The sequence below is a fragment of the Acidimicrobiia bacterium genome (assembly GCA_036271555.1).
Lineage (GTDB): Bacteria > Actinomycetota > Acidimicrobiia > IMCC26256 > PALSA-610 > DATBAK01.
This window is the reverse complement of sequence record DATBAK010000008.1, coordinates 93,422-112,102: the sequence shown is the minus strand read 5'-3', so window position 1 is coordinate 112,102 and position 18,681 is coordinate 93,422. Positions and strand designations below refer to the sequence as shown.

The 18,681-nt window shown below is 70.3% G+C and carries 12 protein-coding genes; 2 read left to right on the top strand and 10 right to left on the bottom strand.

Annotated features, from left to right (window positions below):
* Positions 1-121: 121 nt before the first annotated feature.
* Positions 122-4,180, top strand: coding sequence for a Calx-beta domain-containing protein (locus VH914_03430; GenBank protein ID HEX4490235.1), 4,059 nt, complete (start codon positions 122-124; stop codon positions 4,178-4,180).
* 63 nt (positions 4,181-4,243) lie between these two features.
* Here the strand turns inward: VH914_03430 and VH914_03425 are convergent, their stop codons facing one another.
* The 3 genes from VH914_03425 to VH914_03415 all read right to left on the bottom strand — a co-directional run bounded on the left by VH914_03425 (position 4,244) and on the right by VH914_03415 (position 7,371).
* Entirely contained in the window at positions 4,244-5,656 is a 1,413-nt protein-coding gene (locus VH914_03425; GenBank protein HEX4490234.1) for an NAD(P)/FAD-dependent oxidoreductase, read from the bottom strand.
* A gap of 91 nt (positions 5,657-5,747) precedes the next feature.
* Positions 5,748-6,704: an NAD-dependent epimerase/dehydratase family protein gene (locus VH914_03420; protein ID HEX4490233.1), complete on the bottom strand. Its 957-nt coding sequence runs from the start codon at positions 6,702-6,704 to the stop codon at positions 5,748-5,750.
* 28 nt (positions 6,705-6,732) lie between these two features.
* Positions 6,733-7,371, bottom strand: a complete 639-nt coding sequence (locus VH914_03415) for a hypothetical protein (GenBank protein HEX4490232.1) — start codon at positions 7,369-7,371, stop codon at positions 6,733-6,735.
* A 141-nt stretch (positions 7,372-7,512) separates the two neighbouring features.
* Between VH914_03415 and VH914_03410 the strand changes: the two genes are divergently transcribed.
* A complete protein-coding gene (locus VH914_03410; GenBank protein ID HEX4490231.1) occupies positions 7,513-8,796 on the top strand; it encodes a nucleotide sugar dehydrogenase in 1,284 nt (427 codons plus the stop codon).
* An 89-nt stretch (positions 8,797-8,885) separates the two neighbouring features.
* Here the strand turns inward: VH914_03410 and VH914_03405 are convergent, their stop codons facing one another.
* The 7 genes from VH914_03405 to VH914_03375 form a co-directional block, all read right to left on the bottom strand.
* Entirely contained in the window at positions 8,886-10,319 is a 1,434-nt protein-coding gene (locus VH914_03405; protein ID HEX4490230.1) for a hypothetical protein, read from the bottom strand.
* Positions 10,316-11,428 (bottom strand): nucleotidyltransferase family protein, encoded by a 1,113-nt coding sequence (locus VH914_03400; protein HEX4490229.1) that lies wholly within the window; start codon positions 11,426-11,428, stop codon positions 10,316-10,318. The genes VH914_03405 and VH914_03400 overlap by 4 nt, the downstream gene beginning before the upstream one ends.
* The gene (locus VH914_03395; protein ID HEX4490228.1) at positions 11,428-11,721 is read right to left on the bottom strand and encodes a PqqD family protein; all 294 of its coding nucleotides are present in this window, start codon (positions 11,719-11,721) and stop codon (positions 11,428-11,430) included. Before VH914_03395 ends, VH914_03400 begins: the two co-directional genes overlap by 1 nt.
* 2 nt (positions 11,722-11,723) lie before the next feature.
* Positions 11,724-13,820, bottom strand: a complete 2,097-nt coding sequence (locus VH914_03390) for a P-loop NTPase (protein ID HEX4490227.1) — start codon at positions 13,818-13,820, stop codon at positions 11,724-11,726.
* Complete coding sequence (locus VH914_03385; protein ID HEX4490226.1) at positions 13,799-15,658, bottom strand: nucleoside-diphosphate sugar epimerase/dehydratase; 1,860 nt, start codon at positions 15,656-15,658, stop codon at positions 13,799-13,801. The genes VH914_03390 and VH914_03385 overlap by 22 nt, the downstream gene beginning before the upstream one ends.
* Positions 15,659-15,926: 268 nt before the next feature.
* On the bottom strand, positions 15,927-17,726 hold the full coding sequence (locus VH914_03380; GenBank protein ID HEX4490225.1) for an ABC transporter ATP-binding protein: 1,800 nt from the start codon (positions 17,724-17,726) through the stop codon (positions 15,927-15,929).
* Positions 17,727-17,802: 76 nt separating this feature from the next.
* Positions 17,803-18,654: a glycosyltransferase gene (locus VH914_03375; protein HEX4490224.1), complete on the bottom strand. Its 852-nt coding sequence runs from the start codon at positions 18,652-18,654 to the stop codon at positions 17,803-17,805.
* Between the last annotated feature and the right edge of the window lie 27 nt (positions 18,655-18,681).

Here is an 18,681-nt window from a genome sequence, read left to right as displayed (position 1 = left end):
GGGCGCGCAGGCCCGCCGATCACGACTGCCGGTACGCTGCGAACGCGGTCGTTCGGGGCGCGCTGGTCGAGCGCGGGCGCCTGAGCGTGCGTTCGTAGTGGGACGAAGGGCGGATCCCGGCATGCGTATCGGTGGAACGCGGCGGCGCGTCGCGTGGGCGACCGCGGTCGCCGTGATCGTCTCGATGGCGAGTGCCGCCGGGTGGACACGCGGCGAGCCCGCGCTGGCCCGCGCGCGCGACCAACAGGTCGCGGCCACCACGACTCCCAGCCGCCCGAACATCCTGCTCATCGTCTCCGACGACCAGACCTGGTCGACGTTCAACCCGTCGCTCATGCCGAACGTGTACTCGCAGATCGCCGACCAGGGCGTGCTGTTCGACAACGCGTACGTGAACACCTCGCTGTGCTGCCCGTCGCGCTCGCAGATGCTGACCGGTCTCTTCGCGACCGACACCGGCGTGTCGGCGAATACCGACCAACTCGAGCGCCCGACGCTCGTGCAGGCCATGCACGACAGCGGCTACCGCACGATGCTCGCGGGCAAGTACCTCAACAGCTATCCGTGCCAGGACGTCCGGCCGGAGTTCGACGACTGGTACTGCTACGGCGGCGGCAACTCCGGCGAGAAGGACCCGACGATCGACGTCAACGGGACCGACCTTCCGTTCACCGGCTACTCCCCCGACATCCTGGCCGGGTTCGTGTCGCACTTCATCCAGACGACGCCGAGCGACCAACCGTTCTTCGCGGTGTACACACCGAAGGATCCGCACGCCCCCGCGAACGACGACCGCTTCGACAACATCGACGTGCCCACGTACCGCCCGCCGAACTTCGACGAGGACACCGTCGCCGACGGGAAGCCGCTCGTCGACCAGCGCGGCCCGTTCACGAATCGCGACATCAGCACGATCGACACGAACTATCAGGACATGTACCGATCGAGCCGCGGGGTCGACGACGCGGTGGGCACGATGCTCGCGTCGCTGGGCCCGCGCGCCGACAACACCGAGGTCATCTACATCTCCGACAACGGCTTCTTCTACGGCGAGCACCGCAAGGTGCAGGGCAAGATCGCGCCGTACCAGGAGTCGGTGAACGTCCCGCTCGCGATCCGCGACCCGCAGCTGCGCGCGACATCGGATCCATTGGAGTCGAAGGCCGTCGTCCAGAACATCGACCTCCCGGCGACGATCGCCGCGCGTGCGGGCGTGCCCTGGCACGCCGAGGGCGAGTCGCTGTCGCCGATCCTCGACGGATCGCAGTCGACGGTGCGCGACGCCGCCCTGATCGAACACTGCATCGCGGCCGCGGGCAGAGCCTGCTGGCCGCCGAACTCGCCGGCGAAGCAGGTGTTCCTCGGTGTCGTCACCGACCGCTACAAGTACATCGAGTACGCGAGCGGCGACCGGGCGCTGTACGACCTCGACGACGACCCGTACGAGCTGCACAGCGTCGCGGGTGATCCCGACTACGCCGACGTGCAGAGTCAGCTGGTCGCCACGCTCGCCGCGCTGCGCGCCGGTCCGCCACCGGACACGACGATCGTCACCGGACCGAGCGGCATCGTCGCGCCCGGAGTCCGGACGTTCACGTACTTCACGCAAGCGATCGCATCCACCTACACGTGCCGGCTGTCGAGCGTCGGCGATCCGGGCGCGTGGGCTCCGTGCGGCGCGCAGCAGACCACCATCGGTCCGCTCGATCCCGGCACCTACACGTTCGCGGTCGAGGGCACCACCAACGGCGTCACGGATCCCACGCCCGCCGAGCGCACGTTCACGGTCGACGGCACGCGGCCCGTCGTCTCCGTCGGCGACACCGCAGGCCCGGAGCACGGCTCCCTGTCGTTCACCGTCTCACTCGACCGGCCGTCGAACAAGCGCGTCAGCGTCGAGTACCGAACCGACGACCTGACTGCGCAGTCGGGCTCCGACTACACGACCCGCTCCGGCACGGTCGCGTTCGCGGCGCATCAGACGAGCAAGGTCGTGACGGTGCCGGTTCACACGGACCGGTTCCACGAAGCCGACGAGACGTTGCGGTTCGATCTCCGCAATCCCGTGAACGGGGTGCTCGGCGCGACCGACGCGACCGGAACGATCTTCGACGACGATGCCGCGCCCAAGGTGTCGGTCGCGCGCGCGTCCGCCGTCGAAGGCACGGAGCCCGGCGGCACGCTGCGGTTCCCGATCAAGCTCTCGGCGATCAGCGGCCTCCCGGTCACCGTGCAGGCCGACACCGTGATCGGCACCGCGCACCAGCAGGATTTCAAGGCGGTGCACACGACGGTCACGATCGGCGCCGGCGAACGCACCGCGTCGGTGAGCGTGCCGATCACGGGCGACGCGCTGAGCGAGAACGACGAGCACTTCAAGCTGCAACTGTCCGATCCCGTCGGCGCCGCGCTCGGCACTGCCTCGGCGCAGGGCACGATCGTCGACGACGACCCGTCACCCTCGATCTCGATCGGCGACACCAGCGTGATCGAAGGCGACGAGGGCGATCAAACGACGGTGTCGTTCCCGGTGACGCTGTCGGCGCGCGCCGGCCGTCCGATCACCGTCCACTACGCAACGGCCGACGGCAGCGCGTCCGCGCCCGACGACTACACCGCGACGAGCGGCACCCTGACGTTCCCGATCGGCGTGACCAGCGAGACCGTCCACGTCCCCGTCGTCGGCGACGACCTGACCGAGGGCGACGAGCAGTTCACCGTCGGGCTGTCGAATCCGTTGCACGCCACGCTCGCGGACGTCACCGGAACCGCGACGATCTTCGACGACGACAGCCCGCCCGTCGTGTCGATCGCCGACCCGAGCGTGCTCGAAGGCGACACCGGATCGGTGAACGCGCACTTCGTCGTGTCACTGACGGTGCCGAGCCGGCAGACGGTCACCGTCGCGTACACGACGGCCGACGGCAGCGCGACCGCGCCCGACGACTACACCGCGGGCTCGGGCACGATCACGTTCACGCCCGGTCAGACCGAAGCGAGCGTCGATGTCCCCGTGGTCGGCGACACGCTCGTCGAATCCGACGAGACCTTCACCGTGATCTTGAGCGACCCGATCCACGCGTCGCTCGGCACTGCGAGCGCGACGGGCACGATCCTCGACGACGACTCGCGTCCGACGGTGTCGGTCGGCGACAGCCCGCGCGTGTCCGAGGGCGACTCCGGCACCACCGACGCGGTGTTCCCCGTCTCGCTCGACGCGCCCAGCAATCGCGACGTCTCGGTCGACTACGCGACGAGCGACGGCACCGCGACCGCCCCCGAGGACTACCTCGCGACCTCGGGCACGCTGACGATCCGCGCCGGTGAGACGAACGGAACGATCTCGGTGCCCGTCGTCGGCGACACGCGCTACGAGCAGCTCGAGCACTTCACGCTCACGATCTCGAACCCCGTCGCGGCGCTGCTCGGCGACGACACCGCCGACGCCGCGATCCTGGACGACGACCCCACGCCCACGATCACGCTGCAAAAGAACGTCGTCGTCACCGAGGGCGACTCGGGAACGACCGACGCGGTCTTCACCGCGCAGCTGTCGGCCCCGAGCGGCTTGACGACGACCGTCGACTTCGACACCTCCGACGTCACGGCGACGGCACCCGCCGATTACACCGCGACCTCGGGCACGGTCACGATCGCACCCGGCGACACGACGGGAACCTTCTCGGTGCCCGTCGTCGGCGACACGCTCTACGAGGGTGAGGAGCGCTTCCTCGTCACCTTGTCGAACGGCACCAACGGCGATGTCTCCGACGACGACTTCGGCGGTTACGGGATCATCGAGGACGACGACGCCGAACCGGTGATCTCGGTCGCGGACCCGCGCGTCGACGAGGGCGACGCCGGCACGACGAACGCAACGTTCACGGTGTCGATCGACGCGCCGAGCGGTCTCGACACGTCGGTTGCGTACACGACCGTCGACGGCAGCGCGACCGCGCCCGACGACTACGACACGACGACGGGCGTCCTCACGATCCCGGCCGGCGAGACGAGCGCGACGGTCGACGTCGCGGTCAACGGTGACACCGAGTTCGAGGGCGACGAGACGTTCTCGCTCGCGATCTCGGATCCCCTGAACGCGCAGCTCGGGTTCGGGAGCGCGGACGCCACCATCGTGGATGACGATCCGGCCCCCGAACCCGGGCTGCACGTCTTCTGAGCTTCGAGCGACCCGCCCGCGACTGCGGGAGCGGCGAGCGCGCGAGCGGAGCGACCAGAAGGATCAGCGATGCTCGCGCTTCAGCACCGCGCGCGCGGCGTTCCAACCACACATGCCGTGCACTCCCCCGCCCGGTGGAGTCGACGACGAGCAGAGATAGACGTGCGGGATCGGCGTCACCCACGGCCGCGGCGACACGACCGGGCGCGTGAAGAGCTGGCGGATGTCGCCCGCGCCCCCGCTGATGTCACCGCCGATGTAGTTGGCGTCGTGATGCTGGAAGGCTTCGGTGTTCATCGTGTGCCGCGCGCGGATCGTGTCGCGGAAGCCGGGCGCGAAGCGTTCGACCTGACGCTCGATCGCGTCGGTGCGGTCGACGGTCGACCCGTTGGGCACGTGGCAGTACGCCCACGCGGTGTGCGCGCCGGGCGGCGCGCGCGTCGGGTCGAAGAGCGACGACTGCACCAGGATGACGAATGGTGAGTCCGCGTGGTGGCCCGACCCGACCGCGGCCTCCGACGCCGCGACCTCTTCGAACGATCCGCCGAGGTGCACGGTCGCGGTGCGCGCGACCTCGGGTGCCGCCCACGGGATCGGCGCGTCGAGCGCCCAGTCGACCTTGAACACACCGGGTCCGTACCGGAACCTTCGGAGCGCGCGCGCGTAGCCGCTCGGGATCGCGTCGCCGCCGATCGCGAGCAGCTGTCGCGGCGTGACGTCGAGCAGCACGGCGCGCGCCGCCGGAAGCTCCCCCAGCGCGCGCACTTCGGTGCCGGTCTCGATCCTTCCGCCGTGCGCGACGAGCTCGGCGGCGAGCGCGTCGGCGATGCGCTGCGAGCCACCCGCGGGGATCGGCCAACCGACGCGATGCCCGAGCATGGTCATGAACAGCGCGTAGCCACCGGTACCGAGCGCGGTGAACGGAAGGATCGCGTGCGCGGCACTTCCCGCGACCAGCCCCCTCGCCTCGTCGCCGGAGAAGCGCTTCACGAGCCCGGTCGCGGAGCGGATCGCGTGCAGCCCGAACCGCGCGTTGGCCAGCGGCGCGTGCGGCACGCCCAGCGGCGACATCATCGTGTCGACGATCGCGTCGCCGTGCGCGACGAGCGGATCGAGCAGCGCGCGGTACGCGTCGCCGTCGGAACCCAAGCGACTCGCGGTCGCGTCGACGCTCCGCTCGAGGATCGCGGCGCGGCCACCGTCGAGCGGGTGCGCGTACGCGGCGTCGGGCTGGATCCACTGCAGCCCGTGGCGTTCGAGGTCGAGCGCGCGCATCGCCGGGGATCCGACGCCGAGCGGATGAACCGCCGAGCACACGTCGTGCACGAAGCCGGGTTCGGTGAGCGCCGCCGAACGCGTGCCGCCGCCGATGATGTCGGCGGCCTCGAGCACGAGCACGTCCCAGCCGGCCCGAGCGAGCGTGACCGCGGCAACGAGCCCGTTCGGACCCGATCCGACGACCACCGCGTCTGTCATCGCGCTCAGTCTCGCGCCCCGATTGCGTCACGACGTTCCCGCAGGAACGGGCGGGTCGCTCCGCGGCCGGGTCGAACCGGGGACTGAGGCGTTAGGAGCGGCGAGCGGAGCGAGCGCGACCAGAAAAGCCGTTGAACCAATCGACGGTCTGACGAAGGCCGTGCTCGAAGTCGACACTCGGGCGGTAGCCGAGATCGGCGGCGGCGGCGCTGATGTCGGCCTCGCTGTGCTTCACGTCGCCCGCGCGCGGCGCGGTGAAGTCGGGCTCGGCGGCAACACCGAGGATCGCGCCGAGCTGCTCGAGCAGGTCGAGCAACGAGTACCGGTTGCCGCCGGCGACGTTGTACGCCTTGCCACTGCACGCGCTCGCGGGTGCGGTCGCGGCCGCGAGGTTCGCGGCGACCGCGTCGTCGATGAACGTGAAGTCGCGGCTCTGCTTGCCGTCGCCGTGCACGGTCGGGCGCACGCCGGCCTCGAGCGCCTCGATGAACAGCGGGATCACGGCCGCGTACGCGGAGTCCGGGCGCTGGCGCGGCCCGTAGACGTTGAAGTATCGGAGGCTCACCGTCTCGAGCCCGTGCAGCTCGCTGTAGACACGGCAGTACTGCTCCCCCGTGAGCTTCGACACCGCATACGGCGAGCGGGGCACGAGCGGCGCCGACTCCGGCGTCGGCAACTGCGTCGCGCCGCCGTACACGCTGCTCGACGATGCCGACACGACGCGGCGCACGCCCGCGGCCTGCGCGCACTCGAGGATCGTGAGCGTGCCGTGCACGTTCGCGGTGTCGGTCTGCAACGGATGCTCGACCGACGCGAGCACCGAACGGCGCGCGGCCTGATGGAACACGACGTCGATACCGTCCATCACGGCGCGCACGGCGATCTCGTCCGCGACGTCGCCGACGACGAGCTCGACACCGTCGGGCACGTTCTCGCGCGCGCCGGTACAGAGGTCGTCGATCACGCGCACGTCGTGACCGCCGGCCACGAGCTGGTGCACGATGTTCGAGCCGATGAAGCCCGCGCCGCCGGTGACGAGTGCTCTCACGAAACGCGCAACGCGGAGGGGGTCGCCGTCAGTGCTTCGTCGGGCAGCGCACGGTGCCGTGGCGCTTGTTGCGGTGCGGCTCGAAGCGCCCGCAACGCTGCGACTCGGAGCCGGTCACCTGCGTGAAGCAGACCTTGTGCACCTTCGTCGCCATGCACGTCTTCTGCGCGCCGTTCTTGCCGGCCTGGCAGGTGAGCGTCGACGCGATCTGCAGCGTGATCGTCGCCGGGTATGCGGTGACGTGCACGACGCACTGGTCGTCGGTCTGCGAGTAGAGCGTGCATCCCGTCGCGTGCACGACGGTCCAGACGTGGCTCTCGCTCACCTGCTCGCAGTTGGGACGGGTTCCGCAGCTGCCGCCGGTGAGCACTTGCAGCGTGACGTACTTGCCCGACTTCGCGATGCGCAGATGGGTGCCGGGCTCCGCGTGGCACGCGATGGGCTGCACGGTGACGATCGCCTCGCTGCACACGCACTGGCCCGGGTTGCCCGAGCCGCGGAACCACGCGTACGCGGAATCGTTGCCGAGGGTCTGTACGACGGGTGTCGCCCACAGCAGGGCGCCGCCCGCGATGGCAGTACGGCGGATCATGGTCCGCCGTGACATGCCCCCCGCGTCGCCCGAATCAGCCTCCGCGCTCGCGCCGAGGTCGACCTCGTCTTGCATGCCTCCGCCTCTCTCTGTGGGGAGTGTATCGGCCGAACCCGGGGCGTGCCTATGCCCGCGCCGCGCGCGCAGAGCTCACTCTGCGTACGATTCCCGTTTCCCCTCGTGGCGAGCCCGGCCGGGAACTGCCAAACTGGTGGGGTGAGGGGGCAGGGTCAGGAAGACGGCAGGACCAGGGTCCTCGTCGTCGGTCAGGGTTACGTCGGTCTTCCGCTGGCACTCCGCGCGGTCGAGGCCGGTCATGTCGTCGTCGGCTACGACACCAACGAATCGCGAGTGAAGCGCCTCTGCGCGGGCGAGTCGTACGTCGAGGACGTCAGCACCGAGCAACTCGCCGCGGCGCTCGAGAGCGGGCGCTACACACCGTCCGACGAGGCCAAGGCGTGCGCGGGCTTCGACGTCGCGGTCATCACCGTGCCGACGCCGCTGCGCGACCGCGCACCCGACCTTTCGTTCATCGAGGCGTCGGCCGCGACGCTTGCGCGTTACTTGCGTCCCGGCGCGACCGTCATCCTGGAATCGACGACGTATCCCGGAACGACGGAAGAGCTCGTCGGTCCGATCCTTTCGGAAGGATCCGGACTCACGCCGGGCATCGACTTCCATCTCGGCTACAGCCCCGAGCGCATCGACCCCGGCAATCCGACGTGGACGCTCGTCAACACACCCAAGGTCGTATCCGGTATCGACGACGCATCGCGCGACGCGGTGCAGTGGTTCTACGACACGATCGTCGAGCGCACCGTGCCGATCTCGGGCACGCGCGAAGCCGAGCTCACGAAGCTGCTCGAGAACACGTTCCGCCACGTGAACATCGCGCTCGTCAACGAGCTCGCGATGTTTGCGGCCGACCTCGGCATCGATGTGTGGGAGGCAATCGACGCGGCGTCGACGAAGCCGTTCGGCTACCTGCGCTTCACACCCGGACCCGGCGTCGGCGGCCACTGCCTCCCGGTCGATCCCAGCTACCTCTCGTGGCGCGTGAAGGACCGGCTCGGGCAGTCGTTCAAGTTCGTCGAGCTCGCCAACGAGGTCAACGAGCACATGCCCGACTACGTCGTGCGCCGGCTCGTGTACGCGTTGAACAAGAACCGCAAGTCGATCAACGGATCGTCGATCCTCCTGCTCGGACTCGCATACAAGAAGAACACCGGCGACGCGCGTGAGTCGGCGGCGATGGTCGTGGCCGACCGCCTGCTCGAGCTCGGTGCGACCGTCCGCGCGGTCGACCCGCACGTGCTCGCGGAGCAGGTCGACACGCGCATCCGCCTGGTCGAGCTCGACCGCGAGGAGATCGCGCGCGCCGACGCGGTCGTGCTGCTCATCGATCACGACGCGTTCGACCTCGGCATCGTCGAGACGTCGGCGCGCTACGTCCTCGACACCCGCAACCGCCTCCACCGCGGCAACGTCGAAAAGCTCTGAGTTTTCTGCTCGCACTCGCTTCGCTCGCCGCTCCTGACGCCTCAGTCCCCGGGTCGGGCAGGCCGCACCGCGGCCCGTCGTTGCGGGAACTAAGAGACGCTTCTCGTGAGCGCCGGTTCGAGCGGCGCGGGTGACGGGCGCCGGCGCGAGCGCTTGCGCGATCGACCCCGTGAGCGGCTCTGCCGGCGCCGTTCCTTCGCCGACTCGCGGATCGGCAGCGCGAGCAGCACGAACAGCAGCGGGTACACCTGCACGCGCTCGCGCACGAGGATGCCGAAGTTCGAGATCGTCGAGAACGCCCACACGAACGAACACGTGTAGATGACGACGAACAAGACGTAGGGCGTGCGCACCATCTCGCTGAGGAGCCCGCGCAATCGGGCCAGCGAGAGCAACATCAAGAGCATGAGGAACGCGCCCTCGAGCGCCGACACGATGCCCTGGGTCGTGTTCGCCTCGTTCGGGAACGGCCGGAAGAGCACCGTCACGAACGCGGCCGGGAACTGGACCGGCGTGTGCACGCGCGCCGGTTGGAAGCTCGATCCGCCCGTGTTCGTCTGGTCCTGGGCCTCGTTGAGCACCGCGGTCGCGGTGGTCGAGTTCGCGGACGCCACCTTGAAGCGTTGCTCGACGCCGCCGAGCGTGACCACGACGGCAACGACGAGCGCGGCGACACCGAGCAGCTTGAGCGACTGCTTGCGTTTTGTCTCGCTCTCCGGCCGACGGCGGAGGAGGTACGCAGGCAGCAACCCGCCGAGGATGAGCAGCGCCATGTGCGGACGGACGACCTCGGTGCCCCACAACCCGAGCCCGAGAAACACGAACGCGAAGCGCTGTTTCTGCAACGCCCGGGCGGCGCCGTACGCGACGGCGCCGATCGTCATCGTCATCCAGGCTTCCTTGCCGATGCTCGACGACCAGAACAGCAGCGACGGCATGAAGAAGAGCAACTGCGCGTACCGCTTGCGGTCGCCGTGCGGCATCGCGAGCAGGAACGCCCGGTAGAAGAAGTACAGGCCGAGGAAGCCCATCCACGAGTACACGAAGAACGCGCCGAGCTTCGTGTTGCCGATGATCGCGTAGAGAACGCCGGTCACGATCTCGATGAAGTGCGTGTCCTTGATCGCGCCGTGACCGAAGTTCGTGAGCTGACCGGCGCGGAATCCGGCCGCGAGGACGCGCCCGGCCTTGTCGTACGCGTTGGCGTCGGCCTCACCGCCGTACACGTTGAAGGCGACCGCGTAGCGCACGAGCGCGCCGACGAACTTCAGCGCGAGCGCCACCATGAGGAAGCGCTCGACCGACGCGTCGTTCGCCGCGATCGCGGCGCGCCGGCACATCGGCATCGAGATCGCGAGCAGCACGGGCACGAGCAGGTAGCCGCCCCAGACCTCGGGACCCGCCGACGCGAACGACCAGCCGAGCGCGCCGAGGTACGCGATCGCGAGCACGAAGGTCACGGCCGTGACCATGATCGACGGCCGCGGCTTCGCAAGCCCGGTGCGCCCGCGCGATCGGCTCATCGCGCACCGCCGCGCCGGAGATGCGCCGCGCCGCGCCGCACGTGGTCGAAGCGTCGCACCCGCTGTGCTGCAAGGTACTCCCGGCCCGGGAACAGCAGCGACCGCGCGAACGCAACCTTGGCCCGGGCGCCGGGGATGACGCGCAACGTCGCGACCGCGCGGCGCGTGTAGCTGCGGTCACCACCGAAGTACGCGTCGAGGGCGCGGCGCTCCGACGCATCGGGCCGGTATCCGCGCGCCCACTGCGACACCGCGTGGTCCGGCAGCGCGAGGACGCGCCAGGAGCCTTCGATCGCGCGGGCAACCGCGGCGCGCGCGTGCCACCCGCGAGCGAGCTCGAGCGTCCGGTCGAAGTCGAGCGCCGGCGCGGTTGCGAGCTGCGCGACGTCGCGCACCGCAGCACGCGGCGCGTCGGGCGAGAGCGCGGCGTGGACGCACGCGTGCACGAAGCGCTCCTCGGTGCCGAGCGCGTCGAGCCGGCGACCGCCGAGGGCGAACGTCGACGCGGTCGCGAAGAGGTCGTCGGGCCGCACCGTGACGCCGAGCGGTCCCGTCACCAGCGTGCGGTGGAGGTCGACCTCGAGGTCACCGGGCATCTCGATCGTCGCGCCCTTGCCGAAGCGCCGATCGAAGTTGCGGCGCAGCTCGGGCACGTCGCGGTGACCACCGAGACCCATGAGCGCGGCGATCGCGCGCTCGACGTCGTCGCCGCGTACGAGGAGGTCGAGGTCGCCGAAGCTGCGCCACGCGGGGTCCCCGTAGTCGAGATGCGCGACCGCCGGGCCCTTCAGCACGCGCGCGCCGATCCCGTCGGCCGCGAAGCGATCGACGACGCCGAGCAGCAACCGCTCGAGGAGCACCGATGCGGTCGCGACGTCGACCTGGAGCGCGGCCGCGGCGACGCGCTGGTCGTTGGTCACCGGCCACGCGCCGTCGGCGATCGCAGCCCCGAGCAATCCCACGAGTCGTTCCGACGCGACCGATTCGAGCAACCGCGCGAAGTCCGCGTCCGCGAGCGGCCGTTCGGGCAGGGCGTGCCGCGAACCGGCGAGGCCGTACGCGGCGAGCGCGTCGAGCGCGGCGTCGAGGTCGGTGCTCGGAGCGGACATCAGCAACACAGCGCGCCGACCTTCACGAGCGCGTCGACCGCGCGCTCCACGTCGTCGGCGATGCGCTCCACCGGCACGCCGTAGTCGTGGGCCAACGCGGCGCCGAGCACGGCGACGCTCGCGGGCTCCTCGAGCAACTCCCAGATGTCGGCCGCGGCGCCGCGGAGCGCGACCGGCTGCGCCGACTCGGCCGGACCGAGCACGACCACGCCGTCGAGCGTGCGCCGCCAGAGCACCGTCTCCGCTCGGCGCCACGCGACCGTGCCCAGCGGGCTCGGGTCGCCGGCCGCCACGGTCACTCGTCCCGACGGATGTCGCGCCGGCGCCACCGCGGACGCGGGCCCATGCCTTCGGGCCGGGGCGGCTCGGTCAACGGAGTCGCGACCACCGGCGGCGAGACGACCGAAGGCGGTGTCGCGATCGGCGGAGCCGCGACAACGGGAGGCGGAGCGGCGAAAACCGGGGCCGGCGAGACGACCGGCGGCGGTGTCGCAGCAACCGGCGGTGTCGCAGCAACCGGCGGAGCGGCGACGACCGGGCGCGTCGCGGCGAGCGGCGGCACGGTCACGACGGGCTCGGGACGGACCGGCGGATCGAACGTGATCGTCGTCGCCGGCGACGCGGGCGTCGGTCGCGACGGCACGTCGACGGAACGGGTGGGCTCGAGCGCGTCGGCGCGCGCACCGATCTGGATGTCGCGCTTCTTGAGCTCCTTCCGGCGCTTGCGCCAACCACCGGGCGGGCGGCTGTAGCCGGAGTACTCGCGACTCACGCTCGGGATCTGCGGACCGACGAGCACGACACCGAGGACGTTCGCGTCGAGCAGTCCGAGGCGCTCGTGCACGCGCATCGCCGCTTCTCGCGTCGTGCGCGAGCTGCGGGCGACGATGACCGACACGTCGGCCGCGGGCAGCAGCTCGCTCGCGGCACTCACCGAGAGCAGCGCGGGCGTGTCGATGATGACGACGTCGGCGAGCTTGCGCGCCGCGTCCATCAACGGGCCGACCGACGATGCGAGCTCGGGCGGGTTGTCGATGCCGTCACCGCTCGGCGCGAGCCAGACCCCCGGGATCGACGTCTCGACCGTGACCTCCGCGAGCGACGGCGCGTTCGCTCCACCGTGCAGGACGTTGGCGATACCGGGCGCGTCGGTCGCGCCGAGCATCTCCTGGATGCGCGGGCCGTGGAAGTCGCAGCTCATCACGAGCACGGACTGACCGGACTCGGCGAAGCTCGCCGCGAGGTTCGCGACCGTCGTCGTCTTGCCCTCGGCCGACCCGGCCGACGTCACGACGATCACCTGCCGGCGCTTGTGCCCGTTCCCGTTGCCGTTTCCATTGCCGTTCCCGTTCGAGTGGCCGTTCCCGTTTCCGTTGCCGTTCCCGGTCGCGTGGCCGTTCCCGCTGCCGTTGGCGTGCTCGGCGATCTTGAACGGCGTCATGTGCGCGAACAGCAGCGAGTGCCGGAGGATGCGGTGCACCTCCGCGTACGGCGAGATCGGTTGCACCGCGGTGATGACCTCGCGGCGGCGGCGGGTGCCGTACCAGAGCGCGGGGATCTCGGAGATGACCGGCAGGCCGAACGCGTCCTCCGCGTCCTCCTTGGTGCGCACCCGCAGGTCGAAGCGGTCGAGCACCAGCGCGATGCCGGCGCCGAGGAAGAAGCCGATCAGCAGCGCGAGTAGCGCACGGGTCGAGCGCGTCCCGACCGAGGTCACGCTGAAGCCCTGCGTCATTCGCCGCGCGTAGTCGGCCTCGACGAGCCGCAGCGGTGCGTCGGGGACGCCCGCGCTCACGATCTTGGCGTACCCCTTCTGCGCGTTCAACGTCGCGGTCTCGAGCGCCTTCTCGCGGTTCTGGAGCCCTTCGTCGGTCGGCTTGCCCGCGAGCGTTGCCTTGGCTGCGACCAACTCGTGCGAGAGCGTCTGCACCAGGTCGGCCGCCTTGTTGACGCTCGAGGTGTACGAGGTCTGCGCGACCTGCTTGAGGTACTGCACGAGCTGCCCGGTGAACGCGTTGACGAGCACGATCGCCTGGGTCGACGTCGGCTGCGTCGACGCGACCGTGATCGTGCCGACGTTCTTGTCGATCGTGGTGTGGATCTGGTTCACGAGCCGCTGCGGCGTCTTGGTCGAGTGCAGCTGGAGCGCGACCCGGTTGGGCACGACGCCGATGCGCAGCAGCAGCTCTTCCTGCGCCAGGCTCGACGAGCTCGGCCGCGTCTTACCCGACACCGCGAGCAGCGTCGCCGCCGCCTTGAACTCCTTCGCCTTGGGCGTCTTCGCGCTGTGTGACGGCGTCAAGAACAACGACGCCGTCAGCGCGACGAGCGCGCAGGCCACGAGGACGCGCCAGCGGCGTCGAAGGACCCTCAGGAATTCGATGGGCTCCACAACTCACTCCGTTCCAACGCAGCCACATCGACGAAGAGATCCCCATCCGGCTGCGGGCCGCTCACCAATTCGAACAGAACCCGCGCCGCGTCGTCGTCACACCGCCCGGCCGCCAACTCGCTCAGACTCAGGATACCGTCGCTCAACTGGTCGACCGGCAGCGGGACCGGCACGAGCCGCAGAATCGACGGGTGCGCCGTCGCCTCCGCGCGCTCGGCCGGTGCTCGCAGCTCCTCGACCAACTTCTCACCCGGACGCGGTCCGTCGATGCGGATCGCGATGTCCGTCCCCACTGCACGCCCCGACAGGCGAATCATCCGCTCGGCGAGGTCGCGGATGTTCACCGCCTCCCCCATCTCGAGCATGAAGACCTCGCCGCCCTCGACGAAGACCGACGCCTGCAGCACGAGCTGCACGGCCTCGTGCACGCTCATGAAGAAGCGCGTCATCTTCGGGTCGGTCACCGTCACGGGGCCACCGCCGGCGATCTGACGCGCGAACGTCGGGATCACGCTGCCCCGGCTGCCGAGCACGTTGCCGAACCGCACCGAGCAGAACCGCGTACCAGCCGGCGCGCTCGAGAGCACGATCTGCTCGCCCACCCACTTCGACGCGCCCATGACGCTCGCAGGACGGACGGCCTTGTCGGTCGAGATGAACACGAAGCGCTCGACGCCGACCGCGATTGCCGCGTCGACGACGTTGCGCGTGCCGAGGATGTTCGTCGCCACCGCTTCGCACGGGTGGCTCTCGAGCAACGGCACGTGCTTGTGCGCGGCTGCGTGGAACACGACCTCGGGCCGATACCGGTGGAACGCGTCGAGGACGACCCGCGCGTCACGGATGTCGGCGAGGACCTGCACGACCTCGACCGCGAGCAGCGCGGCCGCGTCGTGGAGGTGCGTCTCGTCGTGGTCGAGCAGCACCAGGCGCTTCGGCTCGAGCTGTGCGACCTGCCGCGCGATCTCGCTGCCGATCGAACCCGCACCGGTGATGAGCACCGTGCGTCCCGCGAGGAGCGCCCGCACCGCTTCGAGGTCGGTCGACACCTGCTTGCGACCGAGGAGGTCCTCGATGCGCAGGTCGCGCACGTCCTTCACCGTCGGCTCGCCGCGCACGACCTCGCGCACGCCGGGGAGGACCTTGAGCGGCACTCCGGTCGCGTCGGACGTCGCGGCGACGCGCTCGATGAGCGCCCGGTCGGCCGCGGTGACGGCGAGCACGATCTGCTGCACGTCGTAGCGCTTGATCGCGTCGCCGAGGCTGTCGGTGTCGCCGACGACCGGAACACCGAGGAGCGAAAGGCCGTGCTTGCGGCGGTCGTCGTCGACGACGACGACGGGCGAAAGGCCTTCCTGCGGGTGGTCGAGCATCTCTCGCACGATCGTCGCGGCGGCCTTGCCCGCGCCGACGACCGCGATCCGTAGCCCCGCCTCGGGCCGCGCCATGGCGCGGTTGAACGCGAAGAGGCGTGACTGGAAGCGCAACATCCCGAGGAAGTACGTGACCACGAGCGCGCCGAGGATGATCACCGAGCGGGGCATCGGCTCGCTCGTCGCGTAGCTGGCGACGAACAGGACGACGCCCGAGACGAAGCCGGCCGCGAGCACCCGCCGGGCCTCGGCGATGCTCGCGTAGCGCCACACCTGGCCGTAGAGCCCGGCGAGCCAGTTCGCCACGAGGTGCACGCCGAGCGCGAGCGGCAGGAACAGACGAAAGGCGTGCCAGTAGTGCGTCGGGATGTGCCCGTTGAACCGCAGGACGAGGACGAGCGAGTAGGCGGCCGCAGCCAGGAAGAGGTCGAGGGGAAGGAGCGGAACGCTCGCGCGCACCTTCACCAACGTCGTACTGATCCTGCTCGGCCCGCCTCGCATGCCCCTGGCCCCCCGGCTGATGCCGCCCCTGCCAAGTCCTTTCCGCCGCCACGGAAAGGACGAGTCCGCCCAAGAATCTTCGCGCGCAAAGAGTGGTCGACGCCAGGGCTCTGCCAAGTCTTTCTAGAACCGTCACGCGTTCGTTGGGAGCGGGTTGACTACTCTCCGCGCGAAGCGACCGAGCGGTCCGCTGACCTGCACCTCCGCGCCCCGGGGGGCGCGAGCGGCGGGTTCAGGCCTCGTCGGCGGGCGTCGGAGCCGCCTGCGGGGCGGTGGGTGCACCGCCGAGCTCGAGCGTCCCGGCGTCGAGGGCGCGGCGGAAGAAGTCGCTCCGCTCGGTCACCTCCGAGAGCGAGCCCATCGTCTCGACCTCGCCGTTGCGCAGCACGAGCACCCGGTCGCAGATGCTCAGCGTCGACAGCCGGTGGGCGATGATCAGCACGAGCGCGTGGCTCCGCAGCGTCTCGAGCGTCGACTGGATGACCGCCTCGGAGTGCACGTCGAGCGCGCTCGTCGGCTCGTCGAGCACGAGCACCTGGGCACCGCGTGCCAGCGCGCGTGCGATGCCGATGCGCTGGATCTGGCCACCGGAAAGGTCACGGAAAGCCGGGCCGATCTCGGTGTCGTAGCCGAGGTCGAGCGTGTCGATGACCTCGTGCACGTTGGCGAGGTTGGCCGCCGCGATCACCTGGTCGCGCGTGATCGCGGGGTCGAGGAACGAGATGTTGTCGGCGACCGTCGCGTGGAGCAGGCGGGGGTCCTGCGGCACGAGCGACACGTGCCGGTACCAGGACGCGAGCGTGTAGTCCTCCGCCGGCGTCCGGTTCACGAAGATCCCGCCGCCGGTCGGCTGCCGCAGCCGCAGCAGCAGCTGCGAGAGGGTCGACTTGCCGCTCCCCGACGCACCGACCAGCCCGACGATCTCGCCGACCGCGAACGACACGGAGACGCCCGCGAGCGCCTCGGTCTCGCCGTCGTAGCTGAAGCGAACGCCGTCGAGATCGAGCGTGTGCACCGCCTCGAGCGTCACGTGCCCGTCGGGCGTCGCGTGCTCGCGGTAGGTGGTGCGGTTGGCTTCGAGCGTCTCGAGATACGGGAGGCTGTCGATGAACGTCTGGTACGAGTTCTGCAGCTGCTGGCCGTACGACATGCTGCGGATCAGCAACAGCGCGATCGCGCCGAACTCGGTGATGTCGAGCCCGTGCAGGCCGGCGGCCGCGGCCAGCGCGCCGATGATGATCAGCATCCCGAGGTACTGGTACACGGGCGTCGTGAGGTTGTTCACGAACATCGAGCGCTTGCGCAGACTCGCGAGCTGCTTCGAGATGCGGTCGAGCCGGGCGGCGATCGCGTCACGCGCGTGGAAGACGCGCATGTCGCGCGCCATGCGCGTCGCCTCGGTGACCTCCTGCCCGTACGACAGCAGCACCTGCGTGGCCGCGCGGCTGTAGCGCTTCGTGCGCTGCATCACCGGGCGTAGACAGACCGACAGCACGACGACCATGCCGACGAGCAGCAGCGCGGCGAACGCGTTCAACAACAGCGCGCCGACGAGGAAGATCAAGATCGTGATCGCGGCCTCGAGGCCGTTGACGATCGCGCCCAACGAGGTGGTGCCGCGCGTGACGTAGGTGACGAGCGTGGCGAGCGAACCGAGCCGTTCCCGCGATTGCGTCTCGTGGTCGGCGCTCAGGAACTCCGTCATCAGGTAGTTGCGCCGCTCGTACTCCCAGCGCGACATCATCACCGAGCGGCCCCACGCGATCGAGATGTCGAGCGCGGCGGAGGCAACGGTCGAGAGCGCCGCCGCGATCGCGAGGGCTTCGACGCCGAGCGAGAGGTGCAGCGGACCGATCGTCTGGTCGAAGTGGTGGTGCCCCTTCGAGATCACCTCGGCGAGCGGGACGACGAGGACGAGCGTCGCGGCTTGGAAGATGCCGGAGAGGAGCGACAGAAGTCCGAGCCACGTGATCGGAGCCGCGCGGTCACGGAAGTACGTGACCGATCTCAGCTTCGTCGCGTTCGCCGGCATGGCCGACCCGCTCCCTTCCGCCCGGTGCCGCCGCCCGCAGACCGGCGGCACCCATAGCTTCGCAGAAGCTCGCCGGTCACAGGAAGAGCACGCGGAATCGCAGGCTTCCGTAGAGCCGGCCCGCGGACTCCGCGGCCCGCCGCACCCAGGTCGCGCGGCCAGGCTCGGCGATCATGGTCGGGCTCCTAAACACGACCCAGGCCCACGTGTACAGACCGCGCTTCGTCGACGCCCGCGGCAGGCCCTGACGGCGGTAGTCCCGGTAGAGGCGCGCGGAAAAGCGACCGCGGTCGAAGGCCTGGCGGGCGATCGCGCGCGTTCCGACGCGGTAGCGGTAATGGACGACGGCACCGGGCGCGAAGCCGATCGTGCTGCCCGCACGCAGCTGCGCGCGCCACGACCACTCGACGTCCTCGCACTGCGCGTAGGCGTCGTCGAACCCACCGGTCGACGTGAACACGTCACGCCACACCCCGACGTTCCCCGACGGCGCGAACGGCAGGAACCGGTTCGAGCGCGGGATGCCGTCGGCCCGCAGCGGCCGCGAGACCGAGACGTCTTCCGAGTTGAGCTGGTCGGCGTCGAGCGGGCCGGTGACGATGTCGAACTCGCTCGCGGCCGACGCGAGCGACGCGAGCCATTCGGGCCCGACGACGTCGTCGGCGTCGCAGAACGCGAGGAAGTCACCGCGGGATTCGGCCACTCCCGCGTTGCGCGCGGTCGCCGCGCAGGTCGGACCGGCGGCGTCGACGACCCGCAAACCCGGCAGGCGCGGTCCCCACTCGGCGACGACGGCGCGCGTCGCGTCGGTCGAGCCGTTGTCGGCGACGACGACCTCCCACGGCGCCTCGTAGCGCTGCGCCGCGAGCGCGGCGAACTGGTCGGCGATGGTCGTCGCGCCGTTGCGCACGGGGACGACCACGGTCACCAGTCGCGGGGAAGAGCGCACCGAGGG